General features: G+C 66.3%; 21 protein-coding genes. 8 read left to right on the top strand and 13 right to left on the bottom strand.

Annotation, left to right across the window (positions count from 1 at the left end):
• Nucleotides 1-45: 45 nt before the first annotated feature.
• Genes miaB through tsaB form a run of 5 tightly spaced genes read right to left on the bottom strand, consistent with a single transcriptional unit; the run spans nucleotide 46 to nucleotide 3,890 of the window.
• Nucleotides 46-1,443 carry a tRNA (N6-isopentenyl adenosine(37)-C2)-methylthiotransferase MiaB gene (gene miaB / locus ACQR1X_RS12510; protein WP_434898943.1) on the bottom strand — a complete coding sequence of 466 codons (1,398 nt, stop codon included), beginning with the start codon at nucleotides 1,441-1,443 and terminating at the stop codon, nucleotides 46-48.
• Between the two features lie 55 nt (nucleotides 1,444-1,498).
• The gene (locus ACQR1X_RS12505) at nucleotides 1,499-2,218 is read right to left on the bottom strand and encodes an HAD family hydrolase (protein WP_434898942.1); all 720 of its coding nucleotides are present in this window, start codon (nucleotides 2,216-2,218) and stop codon (nucleotides 1,499-1,501) included.
• Nucleotides 2,211-2,666 carry a Fur family transcriptional regulator gene (locus ACQR1X_RS12500; RefSeq protein ID WP_315803921.1) on the bottom strand — a complete coding sequence of 152 codons (456 nt, stop codon included), beginning with the start codon at nucleotides 2,664-2,666 and terminating at the stop codon, nucleotides 2,211-2,213. Before ACQR1X_RS12500 ends, ACQR1X_RS12505 begins: the two co-directional genes overlap by 8 nt.
• A 43-nt stretch (nucleotides 2,667-2,709) precedes the next feature.
• Complete coding sequence (gene rimI, locus ACQR1X_RS12495; protein ID WP_315803920.1) at nucleotides 2,710-3,192, bottom strand: ribosomal protein S18-alanine N-acetyltransferase; 483 nt, start codon at nucleotides 3,190-3,192, stop codon at nucleotides 2,710-2,712.
• Complete coding sequence (tsaB, locus tag ACQR1X_RS12490) at nucleotides 3,189-3,890, bottom strand: tRNA (adenosine(37)-N6)-threonylcarbamoyltransferase complex dimerization subunit type 1 TsaB (RefSeq protein ID WP_315803919.1); 702 nt, start codon at nucleotides 3,888-3,890, stop codon at nucleotides 3,189-3,191. The genes rimI and tsaB overlap by 4 nt, the downstream gene beginning before the upstream one ends.
• A gap of 254 nt (nucleotides 3,891-4,144) precedes the next feature.
• On the opposite strand from tsaB, the gene ACQR1X_RS12485 reads away from it, so the two are divergent.
• Nucleotides 4,145-5,827: a methyl-accepting chemotaxis protein gene (locus ACQR1X_RS12485; RefSeq protein WP_434898941.1), complete on the top strand. Its 1,683-nt coding sequence runs from the start codon at nucleotides 4,145-4,147 to the stop codon at nucleotides 5,825-5,827.
• A gap of 81 nt (nucleotides 5,828-5,908) precedes the next feature.
• Here the strand turns inward: ACQR1X_RS12485 and ACQR1X_RS12480 are convergent, their stop codons facing one another.
• The 4 genes from ACQR1X_RS12480 to murJ all read right to left on the bottom strand — a co-directional run bounded on the left by ACQR1X_RS12480 (nucleotide 5,909) and on the right by murJ (nucleotide 9,896).
• Nucleotides 5,909-6,478, bottom strand: coding sequence for a NifU family protein (locus ACQR1X_RS12480; protein WP_434898940.1), 570 nt, complete (start codon nucleotides 6,476-6,478; stop codon nucleotides 5,909-5,911).
• A 108-nt stretch (nucleotides 6,479-6,586) separates the two neighbouring features.
• The gene (locus ACQR1X_RS12475; RefSeq protein WP_434898939.1) at nucleotides 6,587-7,081 is read right to left on the bottom strand and encodes a universal stress protein; all 495 of its coding nucleotides are present in this window, start codon (nucleotides 7,079-7,081) and stop codon (nucleotides 6,587-6,589) included.
• 154 nt (nucleotides 7,082-7,235) lie between these two features.
• Complete coding sequence (gene trpS, locus ACQR1X_RS12470; RefSeq protein ID WP_315803916.1) at nucleotides 7,236-8,288, bottom strand: tryptophan--tRNA ligase; 1,053 nt, start codon at nucleotides 8,286-8,288, stop codon at nucleotides 7,236-7,238.
• Nucleotides 8,289-8,336: 48 nt separating this feature from the next.
• Entirely contained in the window at nucleotides 8,337-9,896 is a 1,560-nt protein-coding gene (gene murJ, locus ACQR1X_RS12465) for a murein biosynthesis integral membrane protein MurJ (RefSeq protein ID WP_434874553.1), read from the bottom strand.
• A gap of 70 nt (nucleotides 9,897-9,966) precedes the next feature.
• Between murJ and ACQR1X_RS12460 the strand changes: the two genes are divergently transcribed.
• Nucleotides 9,967-10,968: an adenosine kinase gene (locus ACQR1X_RS12460; RefSeq protein ID WP_315803914.1), complete on the top strand. Its 1,002-nt coding sequence runs from the start codon at nucleotides 9,967-9,969 to the stop codon at nucleotides 10,966-10,968.
• A gap of 191 nt (nucleotides 10,969-11,159) precedes the next feature.
• On the opposite strand, the gene ACQR1X_RS12455 is transcribed toward ACQR1X_RS12460, so the two are convergent.
• Nucleotides 11,160-12,350, bottom strand: coding sequence for a serine hydrolase domain-containing protein (locus ACQR1X_RS12455; RefSeq protein WP_434898938.1), 1,191 nt, complete (start codon nucleotides 12,348-12,350; stop codon nucleotides 11,160-11,162).
• 340 nt (nucleotides 12,351-12,690) lie between these two features.
• On the opposite strand from ACQR1X_RS12455, the gene ACQR1X_RS12450 reads away from it, so the two are divergent.
• Nucleotides 12,691-13,011, top strand: a complete 321-nt coding sequence (locus tag ACQR1X_RS12450) for a hypothetical protein (RefSeq protein WP_315803912.1) — start codon at nucleotides 12,691-12,693, stop codon at nucleotides 13,009-13,011.
• A 153-nt stretch (nucleotides 13,012-13,164) separates the two neighbouring features.
• Complete coding sequence (locus ACQR1X_RS12445) at nucleotides 13,165-14,658, top strand: NAD-dependent succinate-semialdehyde dehydrogenase (RefSeq protein WP_315803911.1); 1,494 nt, start codon at nucleotides 13,165-13,167, stop codon at nucleotides 14,656-14,658.
• Between the two features lie 39 nt (nucleotides 14,659-14,697).
• Here ACQR1X_RS12445 and ACQR1X_RS12440 read toward each other — a convergent pair whose 3' ends face one another.
• Nucleotides 14,698-15,300 carry a hypothetical protein gene (locus ACQR1X_RS12440; protein ID WP_316179062.1) on the bottom strand — a complete coding sequence of 201 codons (603 nt, stop codon included), beginning with the start codon at nucleotides 15,298-15,300 and terminating at the stop codon, nucleotides 14,698-14,700.
• A 295-nt stretch (nucleotides 15,301-15,595) separates the two neighbouring features.
• On the opposite strand from ACQR1X_RS12440, the gene ACQR1X_RS12435 reads away from it, so the two are divergent.
• Together ACQR1X_RS12435 and ACQR1X_RS12430 are read left to right on the top strand one after the other, a co-directional pair.
• On the top strand, nucleotides 15,596-16,285 hold the full coding sequence (locus ACQR1X_RS12435) for a phytanoyl-CoA dioxygenase family protein (protein WP_434882308.1): 690 nt from the start codon (nucleotides 15,596-15,598) through the stop codon (nucleotides 16,283-16,285).
• A gap of 148 nt (nucleotides 16,286-16,433) precedes the next feature.
• Nucleotides 16,434-17,063 (top strand): glutathione S-transferase family protein, encoded by a 630-nt coding sequence (locus ACQR1X_RS12430; protein WP_434898937.1) that lies wholly within the window; start codon nucleotides 16,434-16,436, stop codon nucleotides 17,061-17,063.
• Nucleotides 17,064-17,088: 25 nt separating this feature from the next.
• Here the strand turns inward: ACQR1X_RS12430 and ACQR1X_RS12425 are convergent, their stop codons facing one another.
• Nucleotides 17,089-17,487 carry a VOC family protein gene (locus tag ACQR1X_RS12425; protein ID WP_316237966.1) on the bottom strand — a complete coding sequence of 133 codons (399 nt, stop codon included), beginning with the start codon at nucleotides 17,485-17,487 and terminating at the stop codon, nucleotides 17,089-17,091.
• 95 nt (nucleotides 17,488-17,582) lie between these two features.
• The gene (locus ACQR1X_RS12420) at nucleotides 17,583-18,671 is read right to left on the bottom strand and encodes a mandelate racemase/muconate lactonizing enzyme family protein (RefSeq protein ID WP_315803906.1); all 1,089 of its coding nucleotides are present in this window, start codon (nucleotides 18,669-18,671) and stop codon (nucleotides 17,583-17,585) included.
• Between the two features lie 171 nt (nucleotides 18,672-18,842).
• Between ACQR1X_RS12420 and ACQR1X_RS12415 the strand changes: the two genes are divergently transcribed.
• Together ACQR1X_RS12415 and ACQR1X_RS12410 are read left to right on the top strand one after the other, a co-directional pair.
• Nucleotides 18,843-19,508, top strand: coding sequence for an HAD hydrolase-like protein (locus ACQR1X_RS12415; RefSeq protein WP_434898936.1), 666 nt, complete (start codon nucleotides 18,843-18,845; stop codon nucleotides 19,506-19,508).
• 113 nt (nucleotides 19,509-19,621) lie between these two features.
• Nucleotides 19,622-20,299 carry a nitroreductase gene (locus ACQR1X_RS12410; RefSeq protein ID WP_316215348.1) on the top strand — a complete coding sequence of 226 codons (678 nt, stop codon included), beginning with the start codon at nucleotides 19,622-19,624 and terminating at the stop codon, nucleotides 20,297-20,299.
• Nucleotides 20,300-20,427 lie beyond the last annotated feature (128 nt).

Below are 20,427 nucleotides of genomic sequence, written 5' to 3'. Positions count from 1 at the left end.
CTGGGAGCGAGGGAAGACGAATCCGATGCGCTCTTGGGCAAGTGCTCAGCCTCCGATGGACACGAGGGGCGTGGGGGAGATCACTGCCGGCGCGGCCGTGACGAGCTCGCCGAGCAGGCTGTAGCGTTCGAGACTGTCGATCCGCACCGGCAGAACCTGGCCGATGATGTCGTCGGACGCCATGACGTGAGCCGGCTGCAGATACGCGGTCCGTCCGACGAGCTGCCCGGGCCTGCGCGCTGGCCGCTCGAACAACACGTCGACGACCTGGCCGATCGCGGCCTTGTTGAAGGCTGCTTGCTGGCTGTCGATCAAGCTCTGGAGGCGCTCCAATCGCTCGTCCATCTCGGTCGCTGACACCATCTCCGGCATGTCCGCTGCCGGAGTTCCCGGACGCGGCGAATACTTGAACGAATAGGCCGCAGCGTAGCCGATTTGGTCGATCAGGGCGAGGGTGGCGCGAAAATCTTCCTCGGTCTCGCCCGGGAACCCGACGATGAAATCCGAAGAGAATGCAATGTTGTCACGGACGGCGCGGAAACGGTCGACGACTTTGCGATAATCGGTCGCCGTGTGTTTGCGGTTCATGGCGCTCAGGATGCGGTCGGATCCCGACTGAACCGGCAGATGCACGAACGGCATCACCGCTGCGAGATCGCGATGCGCCGCGATCAGGCTGTCGTCGACGTCGTTGGGATGGTTGGTCGAGTAGCGGATCCGCGCCACGCCCGGAATCTCGGCAATCCTGTAGAGCAGCCGGCCCAGCGTCCAGGGCCGGCCGTCAGCGCCCTCGCCGTGATAGGCGTTGACGTTCTGTCCGATCAGGGTGATCTCGCGAACGCCGTTCTCGGCGAGCTGCGTCACGTCGTCGACGATGCGCGCCACCGCGCGCGACATCTCGCTGCCGCGAGTATACGGCACCACGCAGAAGGTACAGAACTTGTCGCAGCCTTCCTGCACGGTCACGAAGGCCGAGACGCCGCGGGCGCGGATGGCCTCGCGGCTTGGCTTCGCCAGGAAGCCGAACTTGTCCTGGGCCGGGAATTCCGTCTCGATTGCGCGCTCGCCGCTCCGGGCCTGGGCCAGGAGCTGCGGCAGATGGTGGTAGCTCTGCGGCCCGACCACGACGTCGACCGTGGGGGCGCGGGCGATGATCTCCTCGCCTTCCGCCTGCGCCACGCAGCCGGCCACGGCGATCTGCATCGTCCGGCCGGCCCGCGCGGCGTCCTCCTTCGCGACCCGCAGCCGCCCGAGCTCCGAATAGACCTTCTCGGAGGCCTTCTCGCGGATGTGGCAGGTGTTGAGGATCACGAGATCGGCGTCGCCAGCCTCGGCGGTCTCGACGAAGCCCTCGGGCCCCAGCGTGTCCACCATGCGCTGGGCATCGTAGACATTCATCTGGCAGCCATAGGACTTGATGTGCAGCTTGCGCGGCGGCGTCATGAACCCTTGCATGCAGTCGGAAGCGCGCCAATTCGGCGCCGCGCTCAGATATAGGCTAGGGGGCCGAAAATCCAGCGACCGCGGGCTTTTTCTCGGACAGCCGGCTCAGAATCGCCGGCAGCTGCCGCATGTCGTCGAAAACCACGGCGGCGCCGGCCGCGCGCAGGTCGTCGGCGTGCCCAGGCCGGCAATGGCTGCCGCCATGAAACCCGAGCACCGTCATGCCGGCGGCGACACCGCCCCGGATACCGGCCAGACTGTCCTCGACCACCACGCAGGCCGCGGGACGCGCCTTCATCTGCGCTGCGGCGAACAGGAATAGATCGGGCGCGGGCTTGCCGTTGGCGACCTGGGAGGATGAGAAGATGTGCGGGGCGAGGCGATCGTAGAGCCGGGTGGCGCCAAGGCTGACGCGCATGCGCTGGTGCGATCCGGAGGAGGCGACGCAGACCGGCACGCCGATGGTGTCGAGCGCCTCCGTGATCCCGTCGATGGCCGCGAGGTCCTGCTCGAAGGCGCGGAACAGGCGATCCTGCAGTTTCGGGTTGAAATCGTCGGGCAGGCTGCGGCCGAGCTCGGCCTCGACCTCGACCTTCGCCTGCTTCAGGGAGCGGCCCAGGAACCGCGCGAACACCTGCTCGGTCGTGATCGGATAGCCGCACAGGCTGAGCACGTCGGCATGGGTCTGACAGGAGATCACCTCACTGTCGACCAGCACGCCATCGCAATCGAAAATGACGAGATCGAAGTTCGAAGCCGGCGCTACGTCAGCCATTCGTCTCTTCGTCGAGCGGCACGCAATACAGCTCCAGCCGGTGGTCGACCAGCTTGTAGCCGAGCTTGCGGGCGATCTCGGCCTGCAGCTTCTCGATCTCCTCGGAGGTGAACTCGATCACCTTGCCGTCGCGCAGATTGATCAGATGATCATGATGGCTGTCGCGCATCTGCTCGTAGCGGGCGCGGCCCTCGCGGAAATCGTGGCGCTCGATGATGCCGGCATCCTCGAACAGCTTCACGGTGCGATAGACCGTGGAGATCGAGATCTTGTCGTCGACGGCGACGCAGCGCCGGTACAACTCCTCGACATCGGGATGGTCGCAGGCTTCCGCGAGCACGCGGGCAATGACCCGGCGCTGCTCGGTCATGCGCATGCCGGTGGCGGCACAGCGGGCCTCGATTCCGGTGGAATTGAGCGCTGGCGTAGTTTTCAAGGAGGAGGTCATCGTGTCTCGCCTCAAGGATGCGCTTTCTGCCACCAAGCGCAGGTTACGACAAGTCCCGGCGCATCAGAAGCGCATTCAACTGTTCCCCGCCGGGCTGAAGGTAATAGCGTTCCCGACGGCCCACGGTCGCAAATCCGGCGCGTTCATAGAGTCGGCGGGCCGGCTGGTTGTTTTCCTCCACTTCGAGAAAGACCGTCCGGACCCCGCGCCCCGCAAGGTGCCCGAGATGCTGCAGCAACAGATCACGAGAAAATCCACGGCCGCGCTGATTTGGGTCAAGTGCAACTGACAATATTTCCGCTTCGTCCGCGCCGATCCGCGAGACGATGAAGCCTATGAGCTTCCGCCCGAGCCGCAGCCGATGGATCATGGTGTTGCGCTCGGCCAGCATCGCCTCGAACTCGCCTTCGCCCCAGCCGCGGTGAAACGAGGCGGCGTGGATCTGGGCGAGTCTGGCGGCGTCGCGCAGCGAGGCCGCTTCGATCAACGGTTTGGGGCTGCCGAGCCAGCGGAAGAACATGTTCATGACGAGATGGCCGTCTGCACCGGTTGACGCGTTGCGCCGGCGGGCGGCTTGACGTCGGGTGCGCGCAGATAGAATGGCCGCGCCGGCGCGTGCACTGGGTCGGCGGCCGCGCCGAGCCAGGCGACCCAGCCGATGTCGGGTCCGTCTTGCGAGTCGACCGCAACTGGCGCGGCTGATTCCTTCGGCCACCGCTCGGCCAGCAGCGCCGCGGCGTTGCCGACGAGGTGTGGGGCGCCGAGCCGCGCGACCGCCAGAACGTCGTCCAGCGCAGCCACCTGGGGCGCGACCAGCTCCTCGCCGTTGCCGCTCACGACTTGGTAGTAGACATGGTCGTGCCGGGCATCGATCGCCGAGATCACCGGGTTGGCGCGGTCCTCGCTGACGATCGGCGCCGCGTAGGCGGACAGTGTGGTCACGCCGACGACCGGCTTGTGGGCGGCCAATCCGATGCCGCGGGCGGCGGAGAGCCCGACCCTCAACCCCGTGAAGCTCCCGGGGCCGGTCGTCACCGCGATGCGGTCGAGATCGGCGAAACCGACGCCGGATTGCTGCATCACGCGCGCGAGCAGCGGCATCAGGGCCTCCGCGTGGCCGCGCTTCATCGGGAGTGTCTCCTGCGCCCGCATCAAGGCCGAATCAGTATCCAGCACGGCAGCGGCGCAATGGTCGAGGGCAGTATCGATGGCGAGGATCAACATCCGGTCGGGTTCGCATTGAAGAGAGCGCAAATACCTATTGTGGTACCGTGATAAAGTTAGTTGACGCCTTCTTACATCCTCATCGGGAAAAACGCATCAAGGCGCAACTACTGATACGCTAAGTTACTGAACTATATGCCATTTAAGCAAATCTTTCCGCGCCTGTGGGAATTATCCGCTCGGCACGTTCGGGGGAGAGATGACGCGCCGCCCGTTGGCGGATGGCCGCCCCCGTCCCGAGAAGAGGAATTTCCATGTCATTCTGGTCAGGCAGTTCGGCATCGCGCGATGCGATGGCGCAGGTCGCGGCGATCAACCGCTCGCAAGCGGTGATCGAGTTCGACACCGACGGCACGATCATCACCGCCAACCAGAATTTCCTCGACGCGATGGGCTACTCGCTGAGCGAGATCCAGGGCCGGCACCACGCGATGTTTGTGGCGCCCGAGATGCGCGACAGTGCCGAGTACCGCACCTTCTGGGCCGATCTGCGGGCCGGGAAGTTTCGTTCGGGGGAGTACAAGCGGTTCGGCAAGGGCCACCGCGCCGTCTGGATCCAGGCGAGCTACAATCCGGTGATCGACGGCGGCAAGCCGGTCAAGATCATCAAGTTCGCAACCGACATCACCGAGCAGAAGATGCGCAGCATCGAGGACGCCGGCAACATCGCGGCGATCGGGCGCGCCCAGGCGGTGATCGAGTTCAATCTCGACGGCACCATCATCGATGCCAACGATCAGTTCCTGAGCGCGATGGGCTACACGCTGGCCGAGATCAAGGGCCGGCATCACAGCATGTTCGTGCTGCCCGACGAACGCGACAGCGCCGCCTACAAGGAATTCTGGACCAGCCTCAGTCGCGGCGAATTTCGCTCGGGCGAGTTCAAGCGTTGCGGCAAGGGCGGCCGGGAGATCTGGATTCTCGCGTCCTATAACCCGATTCTCGATGACGAGGGGCGGCCGTTCAAGGTCGTCAAATACGCCTCCGACGTGACGCAGCAGAAGCTGGCTGCGGCCGATTTCGCCGGCCAGATCGCCGCGATCCGCAAGTCCCAGGCGGTGATCGAATTCGACCTGAACGGCATCGTGCTCGACGCCAACGAGAACTTCCTCGCCACGCTCGGCTACACGCTGGCGGAGATCAAGGGTCAGCACCATCGCATGTTCATGCCGGCGGGCATGGGCGACAGCGCCGCGTATCGCGAGTTCTGGGCCGCGCTCGGCCGTGGCGAATTCCAGATGGGCGAGTTCGAGCGCGCCGGGAAGGACGGACGACAGGTCTGGATTCAAGCGAGCTACAATCCGATCAAGGATCTCAACGGCAAGCCGTTCAAGATCGTGAAATTCGCGAGCGACGTCACTGCGCAGGTGATCAGCCGCATGAAGGGCGACAAGGTGCGCGGCATGATGGAGCACGTCGCCGCCGGCGCCGAGCAGCTCAATTCCTCGGTGCAGCAGATCGCCGATGCCATGGCGAAGTCGAAGGAGACGGCGACGGCGGCGGTATCGCGCGTCGAAGACGCGGACCAGCAGGCCAAGCGCCTGTCCTCGGCAGCCGGCGCCATGAGCAGCATCGTCGAGCTGATCGGCAGCATCACCGGCCAGATCAATCTCCTGGCGCTCAATGCGACGATCGAATCGGCCCGTGCCGGCGAGGCGGGGCGCGGCTTTGCCGTCGTCGCCGGCGAGGTGAAGAACCTGGCCACGCAGGCCAAGCAGGCCACCGATCGCATCGGCAGCGAGATCGGTAATCTCAACGGCATCTCGTCCGACGTCGTCGGCGCGCTCGGCGCCATCAAGAACGCGATCGAGAGCGTGAATGACTACGTTTCATCGACGGCGCACGCCGTCGGCGAGCAGAGCGCCGTCACCAGCGAGATGTCGGAGAACATGCGCCAGGCAGCTGCGGAGGCAGCGTCCATCGGCAAGGCGGCGTAGAGAGCGAATGGCGAATAGGGAGCAGCGAATAGGGAATGCATCTACTCGCTACTCACTATTCCCTACTCGCTCGCCCCCTTGTCACATCGGCCGGACTTCGACCACCTCGGGCACGAAATGCTTCAGCAGGTTCTGGATGCCGTGCTGCAGGGTCGCGGTCGATGACGGGCAGCCGGAGCAGGCGCCCTTCATGTTGAGATAGACGATGCCGTCCTTGAAGCCGCGGAAGGTGATGTCGCCGCCGTCATTGGCCACGGCCGGGCGGACGCGGCTCTCGATCAGGTCCTTGATCATGCCGACCGTCTCGGTGTCGGCCTCGTCGTAGAACTCGTCGTCCTCGTCGGCGGATTCGTCATTGGCGGCGCTGCCGTCGGCGAGCAGCGTCGCGCCCGACATGTAGTGCTCCATGATCGCGCCGAGGATCGCCGGCTTGAGGTGCTGCCATTCACCGTCGCTCTTGGTGACGGTGATGAAATCGGCGCCGTAGAACACGCCGCTGACGCCGTCGACGGCGAACAGGCGCTCGGCCAGCGGCGAGCGCGCGGCGGCGTCGCGGCTGTTGAATTCCATCGTGCCAGCGGGCAGCACGACGCGGCCCGGGATGAACTTCAAGGTGGCGGGATTGGGGGTGGCTTCGGTCTGGATGAACATGGTTTTCTCCGGCAGCGCCGGTTCAAGGCCGGCCTGTGGTGTCCTCATAGCAGATGGCGCGAGCGCGCGCACGATCAAGGGGGCTCGGCCGGCGTTTCCGCTCTAAGCCTATGAAAGAGCGTCGAGATCGGCGTCACCGAGATCGCCCGGCACGATCACCAGCGGGATCGGGAAGGCGCCGCTCGTCTTGGTGACATGGGTGACCAGGGGTCCCGGCCCCTCGGGGCCCGAATGGGCGGCGAGCACCAGCAGCGCGATGTCGCTGTCATGCTCGATCGTCTCCAGGATCTGCGCTGTCGGCTCACCCTCGCGGATGACCCGTTCCGGCGCGGTCACGCCGATCGCGGACAGCAGCGCCGCGGCCTGGTCGAGCTCGGCATGCGCTTGCTCCTGCGCCTCCGCCCGCATCAGGTCGGCGACCCCCAGCCATTGCTGGTTCTGATCCTCCGTTTCGATGACGTGGAGCATGACGATGCGGCCACCGGAACGGACCGCCCAGCGGCCGGCATAGCGGACCGCGCGGTCCCATTCCTCGCTGTCGTCGACCACGACCAGGCATTTCGGCTTATGGCCGGTCTGGTAGCTCTGCCGCTGCGCCGCCATTGCGTTCCCGCCTGCTGCTGCGAGTCGATCCGGCCGCGATGCTGCCACAGCCCATCTCCGTTGGGGAGAGGGCTGCGGGTTCCATGGCGCCTGCAATGACACCGGTGGTGCGGCAGCAAGGCCGACTTCGGGAGCTCGCGCCGTGCCGCTCTGGTCAGGGCTTGCGGATGAAGCCGACGATGTCCTTGGCCGTCTTCATGGTCTCCGCGGCGATGGCCTGGGCGCGGTCGGCGCCGTCGACCAGCACGGACTCGACATAGCCGGGATCAGCGGTCAGGCGCTTCATCTCGGCGGCGATCGGCCCGAGCTTGGTGACGCACAGCTCGACCAGCGCATTCTTGAAGCTGGAGAACTGGCCGCCGCCGAAATCCCTGAGCACATCGGCCTTGCTGCGGTCCGACAGCGCGGCGTAGATGCCGACGAGGTTATCGGCCTCGGGACGTGCGTCCAGCCCCTTTTCCTCGGTCGGCAGCGGCTCCGGATCGGTCTTGGCCTTGCGGACCTTCTGCGCGATCGTATCGGCATCGTCGGTGAGGTTGATGCGCGAATAGTCCGAGGCATCGGACTTCGACATCTTCTTGGTGCCGTCGCGCAGCGACATCACGCGCGTCGCGGGACCGGTGATGAAGGGTTCCGGCAGCGGGAAGAACAGGCCGTCGCCGAAGCCGTGGCTGCGGATCGAGTCGCCAAAATCATTGTTGAACTTTTGCGCGATGTCGCGCGAGAGCTCGAGATGCTGCTTCTGGTCCTCGCCGACCGGAACATGGGTGGCGCGGTACAGCAGGATGTCGGCGGCCATCAGCACCGGATAATCGTACAGGCCGACCGATGCGTTCTCGCGATCCTTGCCGGCCTTCTCCTTGAACTGCGTCATGCGGTTCAGCCAGCCGATGCGCGCCACGCAGTTGAAGATCCAGGCCAGCTCGGCGTGTCCCGAGACCTGGCTCTGGTTGAACACGATGTGCTTCTTCGGATCGATGCCGGCGGCGATGAAGGCGGCCGTGACCTCGCGGGTGTTGCGCGCGAGCTCGGCGGGGCCGCCCCAGACGTCGATCGGCATGGTGATCGCGTGCATGTCGACGACGCAATAGATGCAGTTGTGGGTCTGCTGCATCTTCACGAAGTTGACGATCGCGCCGAGATAGTTGCCGAGATGCAGGTTGCCGGTCGGCTGGACGCCCGAGAAAACCCGTTCCACGAAGGCCATGATCACTGTTCCGGATGATGGATTTGGGCGTCGTTTGGCACGTGCGCCTCAAAGGTGCAAGTCGGCGGCGGGCTTTTGCCGGATCGCCCGGACGGTTTCGCGCCAGCTCACGGCGCCGAGGGACACGAGAAGCCCTCCGTAGAGGATGACGGCGCCGCCGATCAGGGCGCCGAGCAGCGCGGCCGCGCCGAGATGGCTGCTGCTCCAGGTGCCGGCAAAGCGTCCGGCGGCGATCCAGAGGACCGCGCCCATGACCATGGCGGCCAGCGTGATGCGCGGCAGCCGGCGTCGCGAGGCCGGGGAAAGCGCGAAGCCGAAGCGCGTGGCGCCGCGCCGGATCAGGACCGCGGCATTGGCCCAGGCACCGAGCGCGAGCCCCGCCGCGATGCCGCTTGCCGCGAAGACGTGTGCGAGCAGGAACGCCAGCGCGATCGCGACAGAGCATCCGATCAACGTCGCGCGCAGCGGCGTCTGCGTGTCCTCGCGCGCGAAGAAGGCGGGCTGCAGCGCCTTGGTCAGCACCTGCGCCGGCAACGCTGCCGCGAGCCATGTCAGCACCTGCGCCGTCGCGGCGGCATCGTCCGAACTGAATGCGCCATGTTCGAACAGCAAACGAATGATCGGCTCGTTCAGGATCATGAGTCCGAGCGTCGCAGGCAGCGCGAGCCCGATCGTCAGCTCGAGGCCGCGCGATTGCACCTCCGCAAGAGCCGCCTTGTTGCCCTCGTGCAGCGCGCGCGTCAGCTCCGGCACCAGCACCGTGCCCATGGCGACGCCGACGAGCCCGAGCGGCAGCTCGATCAGGCGGTTGGCGAAATACAGCCACGACACCGCGGACGGCGAGGTGGAGGCAATGACCGCGCCGCCGACCGCGAGCAGTTGCGGGCCGGCGCTGGCGACCATGCCGGGCAGCGCCTTGGCGAAGAAGCCGCGCATCTCGGCGTCGAGGGCGATACGCACCGGCGCGGCAATGCGGCTGCTGCGTCCGCGCCGCGCGAGCAACGCGAGCTGCAGCAGCCCGGCGATGCCGATGGTCGCGGCGAGCATCAGCGCGGCCCGCGAGGGATCCGGATGTTGCATCAGCAGCACGATGGTCACGCTGATCAATGCCACGTTGAACAGCAGCGGGGCGAAGGCCGCGAGCGCGAAGCGTCGTTGCGCGCTGGACAGTGCGAGCAGCACGGTCGAGGGGCCGGCGAAGGCGAGATAGGGCAGCATCAGCCTGGCATCGTTGACGGCCAAGGTGAGCGTCTCTTCACCGGCGAAGCCCGGCGCGAGCAGGGTCATCACGAACGGCATCAGCAGCGCCAGCACCAGGGTGGCGGCGAGCAGGCCGGCGCTGACGGTGCCGAGCACACGGCCGGCAAAAGCTGCCGCATGTGTCGTACCAGCCTGCTGGTATATTCGCAGCCAGGCCGGCACCAGGGCCGCATTGAGGGCGCCCTCGGTCAGCAATCGCCTGATGACGTTGACGAGTTGAAACGCTGCGAGAAATGCGTCCGCAACCGGACCGGCGCCGAGCAGCGCGGCCATCAGCGCATCCCGGATGAAGCCGAGCAGGCGCGAAGCCAGTGTTCCTGACAACACAGTCACGAATGAGCGGATCATCAGGCTTCTATAGCAGCGCCGCTTGTGATAGGCCGCAGCGTTTGCAAAACGCCGTAAACGGGGCCAGTGGATGACTGACGCGAAATACGATGTTCTCGGGATCGGCAACGCGATCTTCGACGTGCTGGTGCATGCCGATGAAGCCTTTCTCGCCCGGCACGGCATGACCAAGGGCAGCATGGCGCTGATCGACGAGGCCCGCGCGGCCGCGATCTATGCCGATATGGGCCCGGCCACCGAGATGTCCGGCGGTTCGGGGGCCAACACCATCGCCGGCCTCGCCAGCCTGGGCGCGCGTGCCGCCTACGTGGGCAAGGTCAAGGACGACCAGATCGGCCGGATGTACCGGCACGATATCCGTGCCGCCGGCGTGACCTTCGATACCGCGCCCGCTGCCGACGGCCCGGCGACCGGCTGCTGCTACATCCTGGTGACGCCGGACGGCGAGCGCACCATGAACACCTATCTCGGCGCCGCGCAAAATCTCACCGCCGCGGACATCGATCCCGCGCAGATTGCGGCGGCGCGCATCATCTATCTCGAAGGTTATCTGTGGGACCCGAAGGACGCCAAGGATGCGTTCGTGAAGGCGGCGGCGATCGCGCATGACGCCGGACGCGAGGTCGCGCTGACCCTGTCGGATTCGTTCTGCGTCGACCGCTATCGCGAGGAGTTTCTCGACCTGATGCGCGGCGGCACCGTCGATCTCGTGTTCGCCAACGAGGCCGAGCTGCATTCGCTGTACCAGACCTCGGATTTCGACGGCGCGCTGAAGCAGCTGCGCGAGGACGCCACGCTCGGCATCGTCACCCGCAGCGAAAAGGGCTGCGTCGTGGTGTCGAATGACGGCGTGATCTCGGTGCCGGCGCATCCGATCGAGAGCCTGGTCGATACCACCGGCGCCGGCGATCTGTTCGCCGCCGGCTTCCTGTTCGGGCTGGTGCGCAAGACCGGCTACGAGATGGCCGGCCGCCTCGGCGGCCTGGCTGCGGCCGAAGTGATCCAGCACATCGGCGCAAGGCCGCAGGTGTCGCTGAAGGAACTGGCGGTGCAGAGCGGGCTGAAGGTTTAGGCCTGGGCTGAGGCGGCTCGGCCATTCTCTGTCGCGTGTGACACATCTCTCTCCATCGTCATGTCCGGGCTTGACCCGGCCATCCACGATCTTCGGTTTGCAGGATCAAAGACGTGGATGCCCGGGACAAGCCCGGGCATGACGCGCAACTAACAACGATCTTGCCTGCGTGGATCGAGCGTTGGGTTCTCTCACGCCGCCTTCTTGCCCGCCGCATCCAGCCCGGCATACACGCCGCGCTCGAAGCCGGCAAAGGTCTCCAGGCACAGCCGGTCGGCGAACGGCAGCAGCTGCATCAGGATCACGCCGGTGACGTCACGCGCCGGATCGATCCAGTAGTAGGTGTTGGCAAGGCCGGCCCAGGCGAGGCTGCCGGCGCTGCGGCCTTCCGGAGTCTGCGCGGTCGTGATCATGAAGCTGAGGCCCCATTTCTTGACGATGTCGGGATAGAGATCGACGTCGTTGGTCACGCCGGGCACGGCCGCGGCCATCTTCGTCATCTCGAGCTCGCCGATGTGGTTGTCGCGCATCGCCGCGACCGTCTCGGGCTTGAGCACCTGGTTGCCGTTGCCGCGGCCATTGTTGAGGATCATCCGGGTGAAGCGGATGTAGTCGCCGGCCGTGCCGTAGAGCCCGCCGCCACCCATGTGGAATTCCGGCTCCTGCTCGAGTTCGAACGGAATCGGCGCGAGACTGCCGTCCTCGCCGCGCGCATGCATGCCGACCAGGCGGGCGCGCTGCGACGGACCGAGCTTGAAGCCGGTGTCGTCCATGCCGAGCGGCGCGAACAGATGGTCGCGCAAATAGGCGTCGAGCTTCTGGCCGCTGGCGGCCTCGACCGCCTTGCCGACGAAGTCGATGTTGATGCCGTATTCCCAGCGCGTGCCGGGATCGGAGGCGAGTGGCAGCGCCAGCGCATCGTTCTTGCAGGTAATGATGCCGGGCGTGCCGGCCTTCTGCACATAAGTGGCCATGTCGCCGTTCCACATGTCGTAGCAGAAGCCGGCGGTGTGAGTCATCAGATGGCGCAGCGTGATCGCGGTCTTCGCCGGCCGCAGGATCGGGTCGCCATTGGCGTCGAAGCCGTCGAGCACCTTGGGCGCCGCGAGGTCGGGCAGCACCGTGCCGATCGGCGCATCCAGCGACAGCCGGCCCTGCTCGACCAGCTGCATTCCGGCCGCGCAGGTGATGGCCTTGGTCATCGAGGCGATCCAGAACACGCTGTCGGTGGTCATCGGGTCGTCGCGACCGAGGTCTCGCCTGCCGAAGGCGCCTTCGTAGATGATGCCGTTGCTGTCGGCGGCGACGGCGACGACGCCGGGGATCGCTCCCGCCTCCGCCTTCTGCCGCAGCACGCCGTCGATGTCGGTCTTGTTCTGCATGGTCTCCTCCGTTCCGTTCTTGATGACGGTAGGCGATTGTTCCTCGCGCCGGCCCGGCCAGCAAGGACCGCCGGTCCCACGGCCGGTCGCGATCTCGTGATGATGCGGCGCGAACGAAGCAGCCGGGGACAACAGCGCTGCGGAGGCCACAGCGCTTCAATTTTCCGCCAGAATCATGATTAGTTCCATGTAGCCGCGAGACCGACACATGGGGGCCATGTTCCCACCACGGGCTTGCGCCTGTTGTGAGTTGCAACCATTTTTGCATTAAAGAGTTCGAGAACCGGCTTTTTCGAGCCGATGACGTGTTTTGGCGGCAATGTCCGCCGTTGGGGGCGATATGATTTCGACATGGAGCGAGTGGAAGCGGTATCCCCGCCCGGGGCGCGGTGACAATATCGAGGCGCCCATCACGCCCGGCATCTACGAAGTGCGCATTGCGGCGACCGGAGCGCTGTACGCGTTCGGCGCGGTCGACAATGTGGCGCAGGCGCTGGCGCTGCTGCCCGTGGGGCAGAAATCATGGTTCGGCCGCCGTGATCCCGCCACCTTGCCGGACCTGGAATACCGCACCTGCGCCACCTCGACCAAGGCCGACGCCAAGGCGGCGGCGGAGCGCATGATCGGCCGCCGCGAGACCTATATGAGCGGCGCGGCCTGATCCCGCGCCGGCGCGTCGGCATTCAGCATCCGGTGCCGTACAGGCACGGATCGCCGGATCGAATGTACCGTTGAGGAGGCGCACGAGTCGTGCGCTGCCGCCGGGGCTTGGCTATAGTCGGGAGAAAGATCGCTCGCTCCGAGGAGTAGCCCGATGACACCGCCCGCCGCCGCCCGTGCCTCCACTGCCGCTCCGAGCCTGCGTGACCGCCTGAAGGATCCGTCGCTGCTGCGTGAGCAGTGCTACATCGATGGTGCGTGGGTCGGTACGCCGGTGCTCCCGGTCAACAATCCCGCCACCGGCGCCGAGCTCGCCAAGGTCGCGCAACTCGGTGCTGCGGAGACCACGCGAGCCGTCGAGGCCGCCGCGCGCGCGTTCCCGGCCTGGGCCAGGCTGACCGCCAAGCAGCGCTCCAACATCTTGCGCAAATGGTTCGAGCTCATCACGGCCAACCGCGAGGACCTCGCGCTGATCCTGACCTCCGAGCAGGGCAAGCCGCTGACGGAGGCGCTCGGCGAGGTCGATATCGGCGCCGCCTATATCGAGTTCTTCGCCGAGGAGGCGCGCCGCGTCTATGGCGAGACCATCCCGACGCAGAAGCCGGATGCACGTCTCCTGGCGCTGAAGCAGCCGATCGGCGTCTGCGGCGCCATCACGCCGTGGAATTTCCCGAACTCGATGATCACCCGCAAGGTGTCGCCCGCGCTGGCGGCCGGCTGCACCGTGGTGCTGAAGCCGGCCAACGAGACGCCGCTGTCGGCGCTGGCGCTCGCCGTGCTGGCCGAGCGCGCCGGGATTCCTGCGGGCGCGCTCAACATCATCACCGGCGATGCGCCTCCGATCGGCAAGGTGCTGTGCGAGCATCCGTCGGTGCGCTTCGTCGGCTTCACCGGCTCGACCGAGGTCGGCAAGATTCTCTATCGCCAGTCGGCCGGCACTGTGAAGAAGCTCGGCCTCGAGCTCGGCGGCAACGCGCCGTTCGTGGTGTTCGACGATGCCGACGTCGATGCCGCCGTCGAGGGCGCGATGGTCTCGAAATATCGCAACATGGGCCAGACCTGCGTCTGCGCCAACCGCCTCTACGCGCAGGACGGCATCTACGACCAGTTCGTGCACAAGCTCGCCGCCAGGGTCGCGGCGATGAAGATCGGCGACGGCACCGAGGCCGGTGTGGTGCAGGGACCGCTGATCAACGAGGAAGCGGTCGAGAAGGTCGAGCGCCACATCGCCGATGCGGTCAAGGGCGGCGCCAGGATCGTCACCGGCGGCAAGCGCCATGCGCTCGGCCGCACCTTCTTCGAGCCGACCGTGCTGTCGGACGTGAAGGCCGATGCGCTGGTCGCGCATGAAGAGACGTTCGGCCCGCTCGCGCCGGTCATTCGTTTCCATAGCGAGGCCGATGTGATCGCGATGTGCAACGCCTCGCCGTTCGGTCTCGCGTCCTACTTCTTCGCCCGCGATCTCGGCCGGGTCTGGCGCGTCGCGGAGGCGCTGGAGTCGGGCATGGTCGGCGTCAACACCGGCCTGATCACCACCGAGGTCGCGCCGTTCGGCGGCGTCAAGGAAAGCGGCCTCGGACGCGAGGGCTCGCATCACGGCATCGAGGAATATCTCGAGATCAAATACGTGATGATGGCGGGCGTCTGAACCTCGGACGCCTGAGTTCAGGCGAGGCGATATTGGGAATCAGGCCGTCTTGGGCAGCTTGTCGACCGGCACCAGGTAGGACTTGTTGCCGACCTGGAAGATGACCTTGCCGCTCTTGCCGTCGGTCGTCGAGATCTGCGACTGGCCGAACATGATGACGTTGTTGTAGACGATCCCCGTGCCCTCGCGCGTGACGCCGTTGGTCGTCACGCTGACCTGCGCCTCCTTGCCGCTGACGGACAGCACGCGAAAGCTCGCGCTCTGGCCGTTCTCGCCGGAGTAGCCGGCCCAGCTGCCGACCAGATTGCTCTCGTCGGCGGGAGGCGCCTGCTTTTCGAGCATCGCGGTGGCCTTGCCGCCGCCGGCCGAGAACAGCAGCACCGCGTTCTTGCCGTTCTTGGTGCCGAGCGTGACCGCGCCAAAGTCGATGGTCGAGCCATTGACCTGGCCGATGCCGCGCTCGGTGCGGCCGTTGTGGGTGTATTCCACCGTGGCCGCGGCGCCTCTGATGTTGATGACCTTGAAGCTCACGGCCTGGCCGTTGGCCGTCCAACTGCCCTTCCACTCGCCGAGCAGGTTGCTCTGGCGATAGACCCGCTCATTGGCGGGCGAGATCTGGTTGGTGCTTTGGATGGCGACCATGCGTGCTTCCAAGGAGCTCGATTGCTCGTTTACCCCGTATGTCGGATCGTTGCAGAGTGTTGCTAACGAGACGTAGGTCGAGGGGGTTAATGAAACGTAAACTGGCCCCGGCGAGCCGCCCGGGTCGCGGTGCGGCCCATCGTCTCAGCGTCCTCCGGAGCGATGGCGGTCATGGCCGGATGAATGCAGCAGCGAGGGGCACCTGGCGACCTGGGAGCGAGCGGACGCTTGCCGCGGAGCGCCGGATCGCCGACCATGATGCAGCGAACCACGCCCTCTGTTTTGCGAGCCCACTATGACCGCAGCCCTCACGCGCAGCAGCGTCGGCCAGCTTCAGGACGCGGAGGCGCGCCGCCTCGATGGGGATGGCTATCTGCTGCTGCGCGGTGCGATTCCGGCGGATTGGCTTGCCCCATTACGCGACGCCTTCGAGCTGGGCACGCGGCCGTCCGAGCAATGGCCGGTGCCGCGCGGCCGCGACTGGCGCCACGCCATGGTCGATCTCGATGCGACGGTGCAGCAGGTCTGCCGCCTGCCGGTGATGCTCGCCGCCGTGCATCATGTCCTGAAGGCGCCGTTCTTCCTCGGCCAGGTCGAAGGGCGCGAGCCGTGTGCCGATCGCGGCCAGCAGCCGCTGCATCGCGACGGCGTCGATCGCCGGCGCACCGACGCCGTGTCGGCGCTGGCCTTTCTCGATTCCTTCGGCCCCGACAATGGCGCCACGCAAGTGGTGCCGGGCTCGCATCGCCTCGACACGGACGATGCGCGGGCCGCGTCGTCTGCGTTCGTCACGGCAGGCGAGGCCGGCGACATCCTGCTGTTCGACGTCAACCTGTTGCACGGCGCGACGCGTAACCGCAGCGGCGCGCGCCGTCGCTCGCTGCTGATCACTTACGCCGTCTTCTCGCAGCAAGAGGACTGGCGCAGGACGCGCAAGTTGCGCGCGGTGCGGATGGATCAGGACGAGATTTTCGGGGCTGACTGATCCGGCTGCGTCATGATCACCGTCATCCCGCGGCGAGGCCGCGGGCCTGGGAACATGCCACGACGTCGATCGTGACAGCGCAGAACGACCCGCGCCGACTCGTTCCGACGTCACGCGCCCGTGGTTTGGTCAGACAGAGAGAACGCTCATGAAGCTGTACGATGCCGCAGTCGCCCCAAGCCCGCGCCGCGTGCGGATCTTTCTCGCCGAGAAAGGTCTCGCCATTCCCATGGTTCGGCTTGATCTGCGTGCCGGCGAGCAGTTCGAGCCGGAGTTTCGCGCGCTGAATCCGCAATGCACCGTTCCGGTGCTGGAGCTCGACAGCGGGGCTGCCATCACCGACGTCATCGCGATCTGCCGCTATCTCGAGGAGCTGCATCCCGCACCGCCTCTGATGGGCCGCGACGCCGAAGAACGGGCGCTCATCGAATGCTGGATCCGGCGGATCGAATGGGACGGTCTCTACGCTCTCCAGGAGGCCTTTCGCAACGGCACCCCTGGGCTGGAGCGCCGGGCATTGCCGGGTCCGCTGCCGCTCGAGCAGATCCCGGCGCTCGCGGAGCGCGGACGCCTGCGCGTCGCGCACTACCTCGCATGGCTCGACGCGCGGCTGGCCGAGCACGCCTTCGTCTGCGGGCCCGATTTCAGCATCGCCGACATCACCGCCATGGTGTCGGTCGACTTTGCAGCCCGCGCCAAGCTCGATCCGCCGAATCATCTCCATCATCTCAGGCGATGGTACGGCGAGGTTTCGAGCCGTCCGAGCGCAAAGGCTTAGGGCGGATGCGCGCCCGCGAGTCTCTTCAGCGTGATCCGAAGCGCTGTTTGGCGGTGTCGGTGACCGGCGTATAAAGACTGACGATCGTGCCCTCCGGGTCGCGGAACTGAGCGGCGCGGTTGCCCCACGGCATCGTCTTCGGCGCGTGCACCACCTCGACCTCGTCCTTCAACCGCGCGAAATCACCATCCACGTCATCGACCTCGAACTCCAGAATGGCGCTGCGATTGGCGCCGGGCTCGGCGCTGCCCTCCTTGAACAGCGCCACGGTCTCGGCGCTGCCGATCGCGAGCGTTGCGCGCGACGTGACGATCTCGGCGAACACCGGCGCCAGCCAATCCGCCGTCTGCTCGGTGACCTTTTCGTAGAAGCTGACCACGGCCTTGATGTCGGCCGCCACCAGACGGGTCGATGCGAACTTCATGACTTTTACCTTGCGTTCGAGGATCGGTCCCCGACCCGCTATCGCAGGGCTGCTGACAGCCTTGTGTCAGCAGTGGTGTCCGAGCATCGGCCGCATTACGCCGCGAGCTTCGCCAGCCCCTCCCAGTCGAACGCGATGCCATGGCCCGGCCGCGCCGGCGCCTGGGCCAGGCCATCCCTGAGCACGAGCGGATGCTCGATGTAGCGGTCGAGGCCAAAACCGTGAGCTTCGAGAAACGACCGGTTCGGGCAGGCCGCCAGCAGGTGCACGGTGATGTCGTGCGCGCCATGGCTGGTCACCGGCAGGTTGAACGCTTCGGCGAGCCGCGCGATCTTCATGAATGCGGTGACGCCGCCGCAATTGGTGACGTCGGGTTCGGGATACGACACCGCGCCGGCGGCGATGTAGTTCTTGAAGTCCCACAGCGAGCGCAGATTTTCGCCGGCCGCGATCGGCACGCCGCCGGCGCTCAGGATGCGCGCGTGGCCGGCGATGTCGTCGGGAATGGTCGGCTCCTCCAGCCAAGTGAGATCGAACGGCTGCAACGCGCGGGCGGCGCGGATCGCCTCCTCGACCGTCCACTTCATGTTGGCATCGCCCATCAGCGGAAAGCCGTCGCCGAGATGTTGCCGCATCGCCTGCACGCGCGCGACGTCGGCGGAGAGACCCGGCCGGCCGACCTTCATCTTGATGGCACGAAAGCCCTTGGCGAGATTGTCGTCGGTCTGCTTCAGCAGAGCGTCGACCGACAGATCGAGGTCGATGCCGCCGGCATAGCAGGGCACCCGGGCATCGAAGCCGCCGAGCAGCCGGAACAGCGGCAGCTTCGCGCGCCGCGCCTTCAGATCCCACAGCGCGATGTCGAGCGCCGACAGCGCCAGCACGACTGGACCGCCGCGCCCGCCATAATGCAGGCCCCACCACACCCGATGCCAGATCGCCTCGGTGTCGTCGGCCTCGTGCCGCGCAACCAGATCGGGGATCTCGCGCCTGACGATGTCGGCGACCGCGGGGCCGTTGCGGCCGACCGTGTAGGTGTAGCCGACACCCTCCGCGCCGTCGGCATCGCGCACCCTGCACGTGATCAACTCGAAGGCTGTCATCTCGCCATGCGTGCTGTCGGACAGCGTGACGGAAAGTGGGATGCGATAAAGACCGGTCTCGATCGATGCGATCACTGCCATCGGCTCGGTTCCTTCCCTGGAGTTTCTTATCAGCGTAGGCCTGCGGCGGACCGCGGGCAATTGCTCAAGCCATCGGCCTGATGCATTCATTGTCGCGGCGGAACTGATGCCCGCGTCTGCGCGGCACGGAGCGGGCGTTTACGCGTCTCACACCGGCCGCTATGCTCGGACATGTCTCCGGTTCACTCAGTGCTGCTCGACCTCGACGGCACGCTGATCGACTCGCGCCCCGGCATTGTCGCGAGCGCGCTCGCGGCCCTGCGGTCGCTCGGTCATGCGCCTGACGACACGCTCGACGTCACCGCCGTGATCGGTCCGCCGCTGCAGGACATGCTGCGTGTGCTGCTGCAGGCCCACGGCGACGGTCGCGTCGACGAGGCCGTCGTGGCCTACCGCGAGCACTATGGCGAGATCGGTCTGTTCGGCAGCACGCTCTATCCCGGCATCCGGGAGGCGCTGCAGGCGATGCACGATGCGGGCTTGCGCATCTATCTCGCAACGTCGAAGCGCGAGCTGTTCGCGCGGCGCATCCTGGAGCATCTCGATCTCATATCGTATTTCCAGGCCATTCATGGCTCGGTGCCGTCGGGTGCGCTGGATCACAAGCCCGAGTTGCTCGCGCATATCCTCACCGAACGGAATATCGCCGCGCGCGACAGCCTCATGGTCGGCGACCGCCGCCACGACATCGCAGGCGCCCATGCCGTGAAGATGCGGAGTCTCGGCGCGCTCTGGGGCTATGGCAGCCGCGACGAGCTCGAAACCGCCGGTGCAGACCGTCTCGTGGAAAATCCAGATGATCTGGCGCGCGCGGTGCTGACGATGCTGAGGCGTTAGTCCGGTTCGAGGCGGTGACGCAGATGATCGCCTGCGCGTCGCAACCTTGCACTGGAACCGGAAAGTCGCGAAGATCGCGGCCAGCTCAGTGATCATTCCGGGAATACCAGCATATGCAGTTTGACGACGTCATCCTCGGCCGCCGCAGCATCCGTGGCTACAAGCCGGATCCGGTGCCGCGGGCGCTGATCGAGGAAATCCTCACGCTGGCGATGCGCGCGCCATCGTCGATGAACACCCAGCCGTGGAATTTCTACGTCATCACCGGCGAGCCGCTCAACCGCATCCGTGCCGGCAACACCGAGCGCATGCTCGCCGGCGTGCCGCAGTCGCGCGAGTTTCGCATCGGTCAGCCGTTCGACGGCGCGCACCGCGAGCGCCAGATCGGCGTCGCCAAGCAATTGTTCTCCGCGATGGGCATCGCGCGCGACGACAAGGAGAAGCGCCAGGACTGGGTGCTGCGCGGCTTCCGCCAGTTCGACGCGCCGGTCTGCATCATCGTCACCTATGACCGCGTGCTCGACGGCAGCGACGACACGCCGTTCGACTGCGGCGCCGTCACGACCGCGCTGGTCAATGCCGCATGGTCACGCGGCCTCGGCGCCGTCATCAACAGCCAGGGCATCATGCAGTCCCCCGTCGTCCGCGAGCACGCCGGGATCGCCGACGACCAGGTCATCATGAAGAGCATCGCGCTCGGCTGGCCGGATCATGATTTCCCGGCCAATGCCGTGGTGTCGGAACGGAAGTCGGTGAAGGACGCGACGGTGTTCGTGGGGTTCGAGGATTAGTTGCGCGCCGGGGAGATGAGGTCCGTAGACCGATGAGGCCAATGACGTGCGTTGTCGGATCCAAGCTGTAGCGTGGGCAAAGCCGCCGCCGAAGGCGGCAGCGTGACCACCGTCGACCGGCGCATTCG

Origin of the sequence: Bradyrhizobium sp. HKCCYLRH3073 (genome assembly GCF_051167995.1) — a bacterium.
Taxonomy (GTDB): domain Bacteria; phylum Pseudomonadota; class Alphaproteobacteria; order Rhizobiales; family Xanthobacteraceae; genus Bradyrhizobium.
This window is presented reverse-complemented; position numbering and strand designations above follow the sequence as displayed.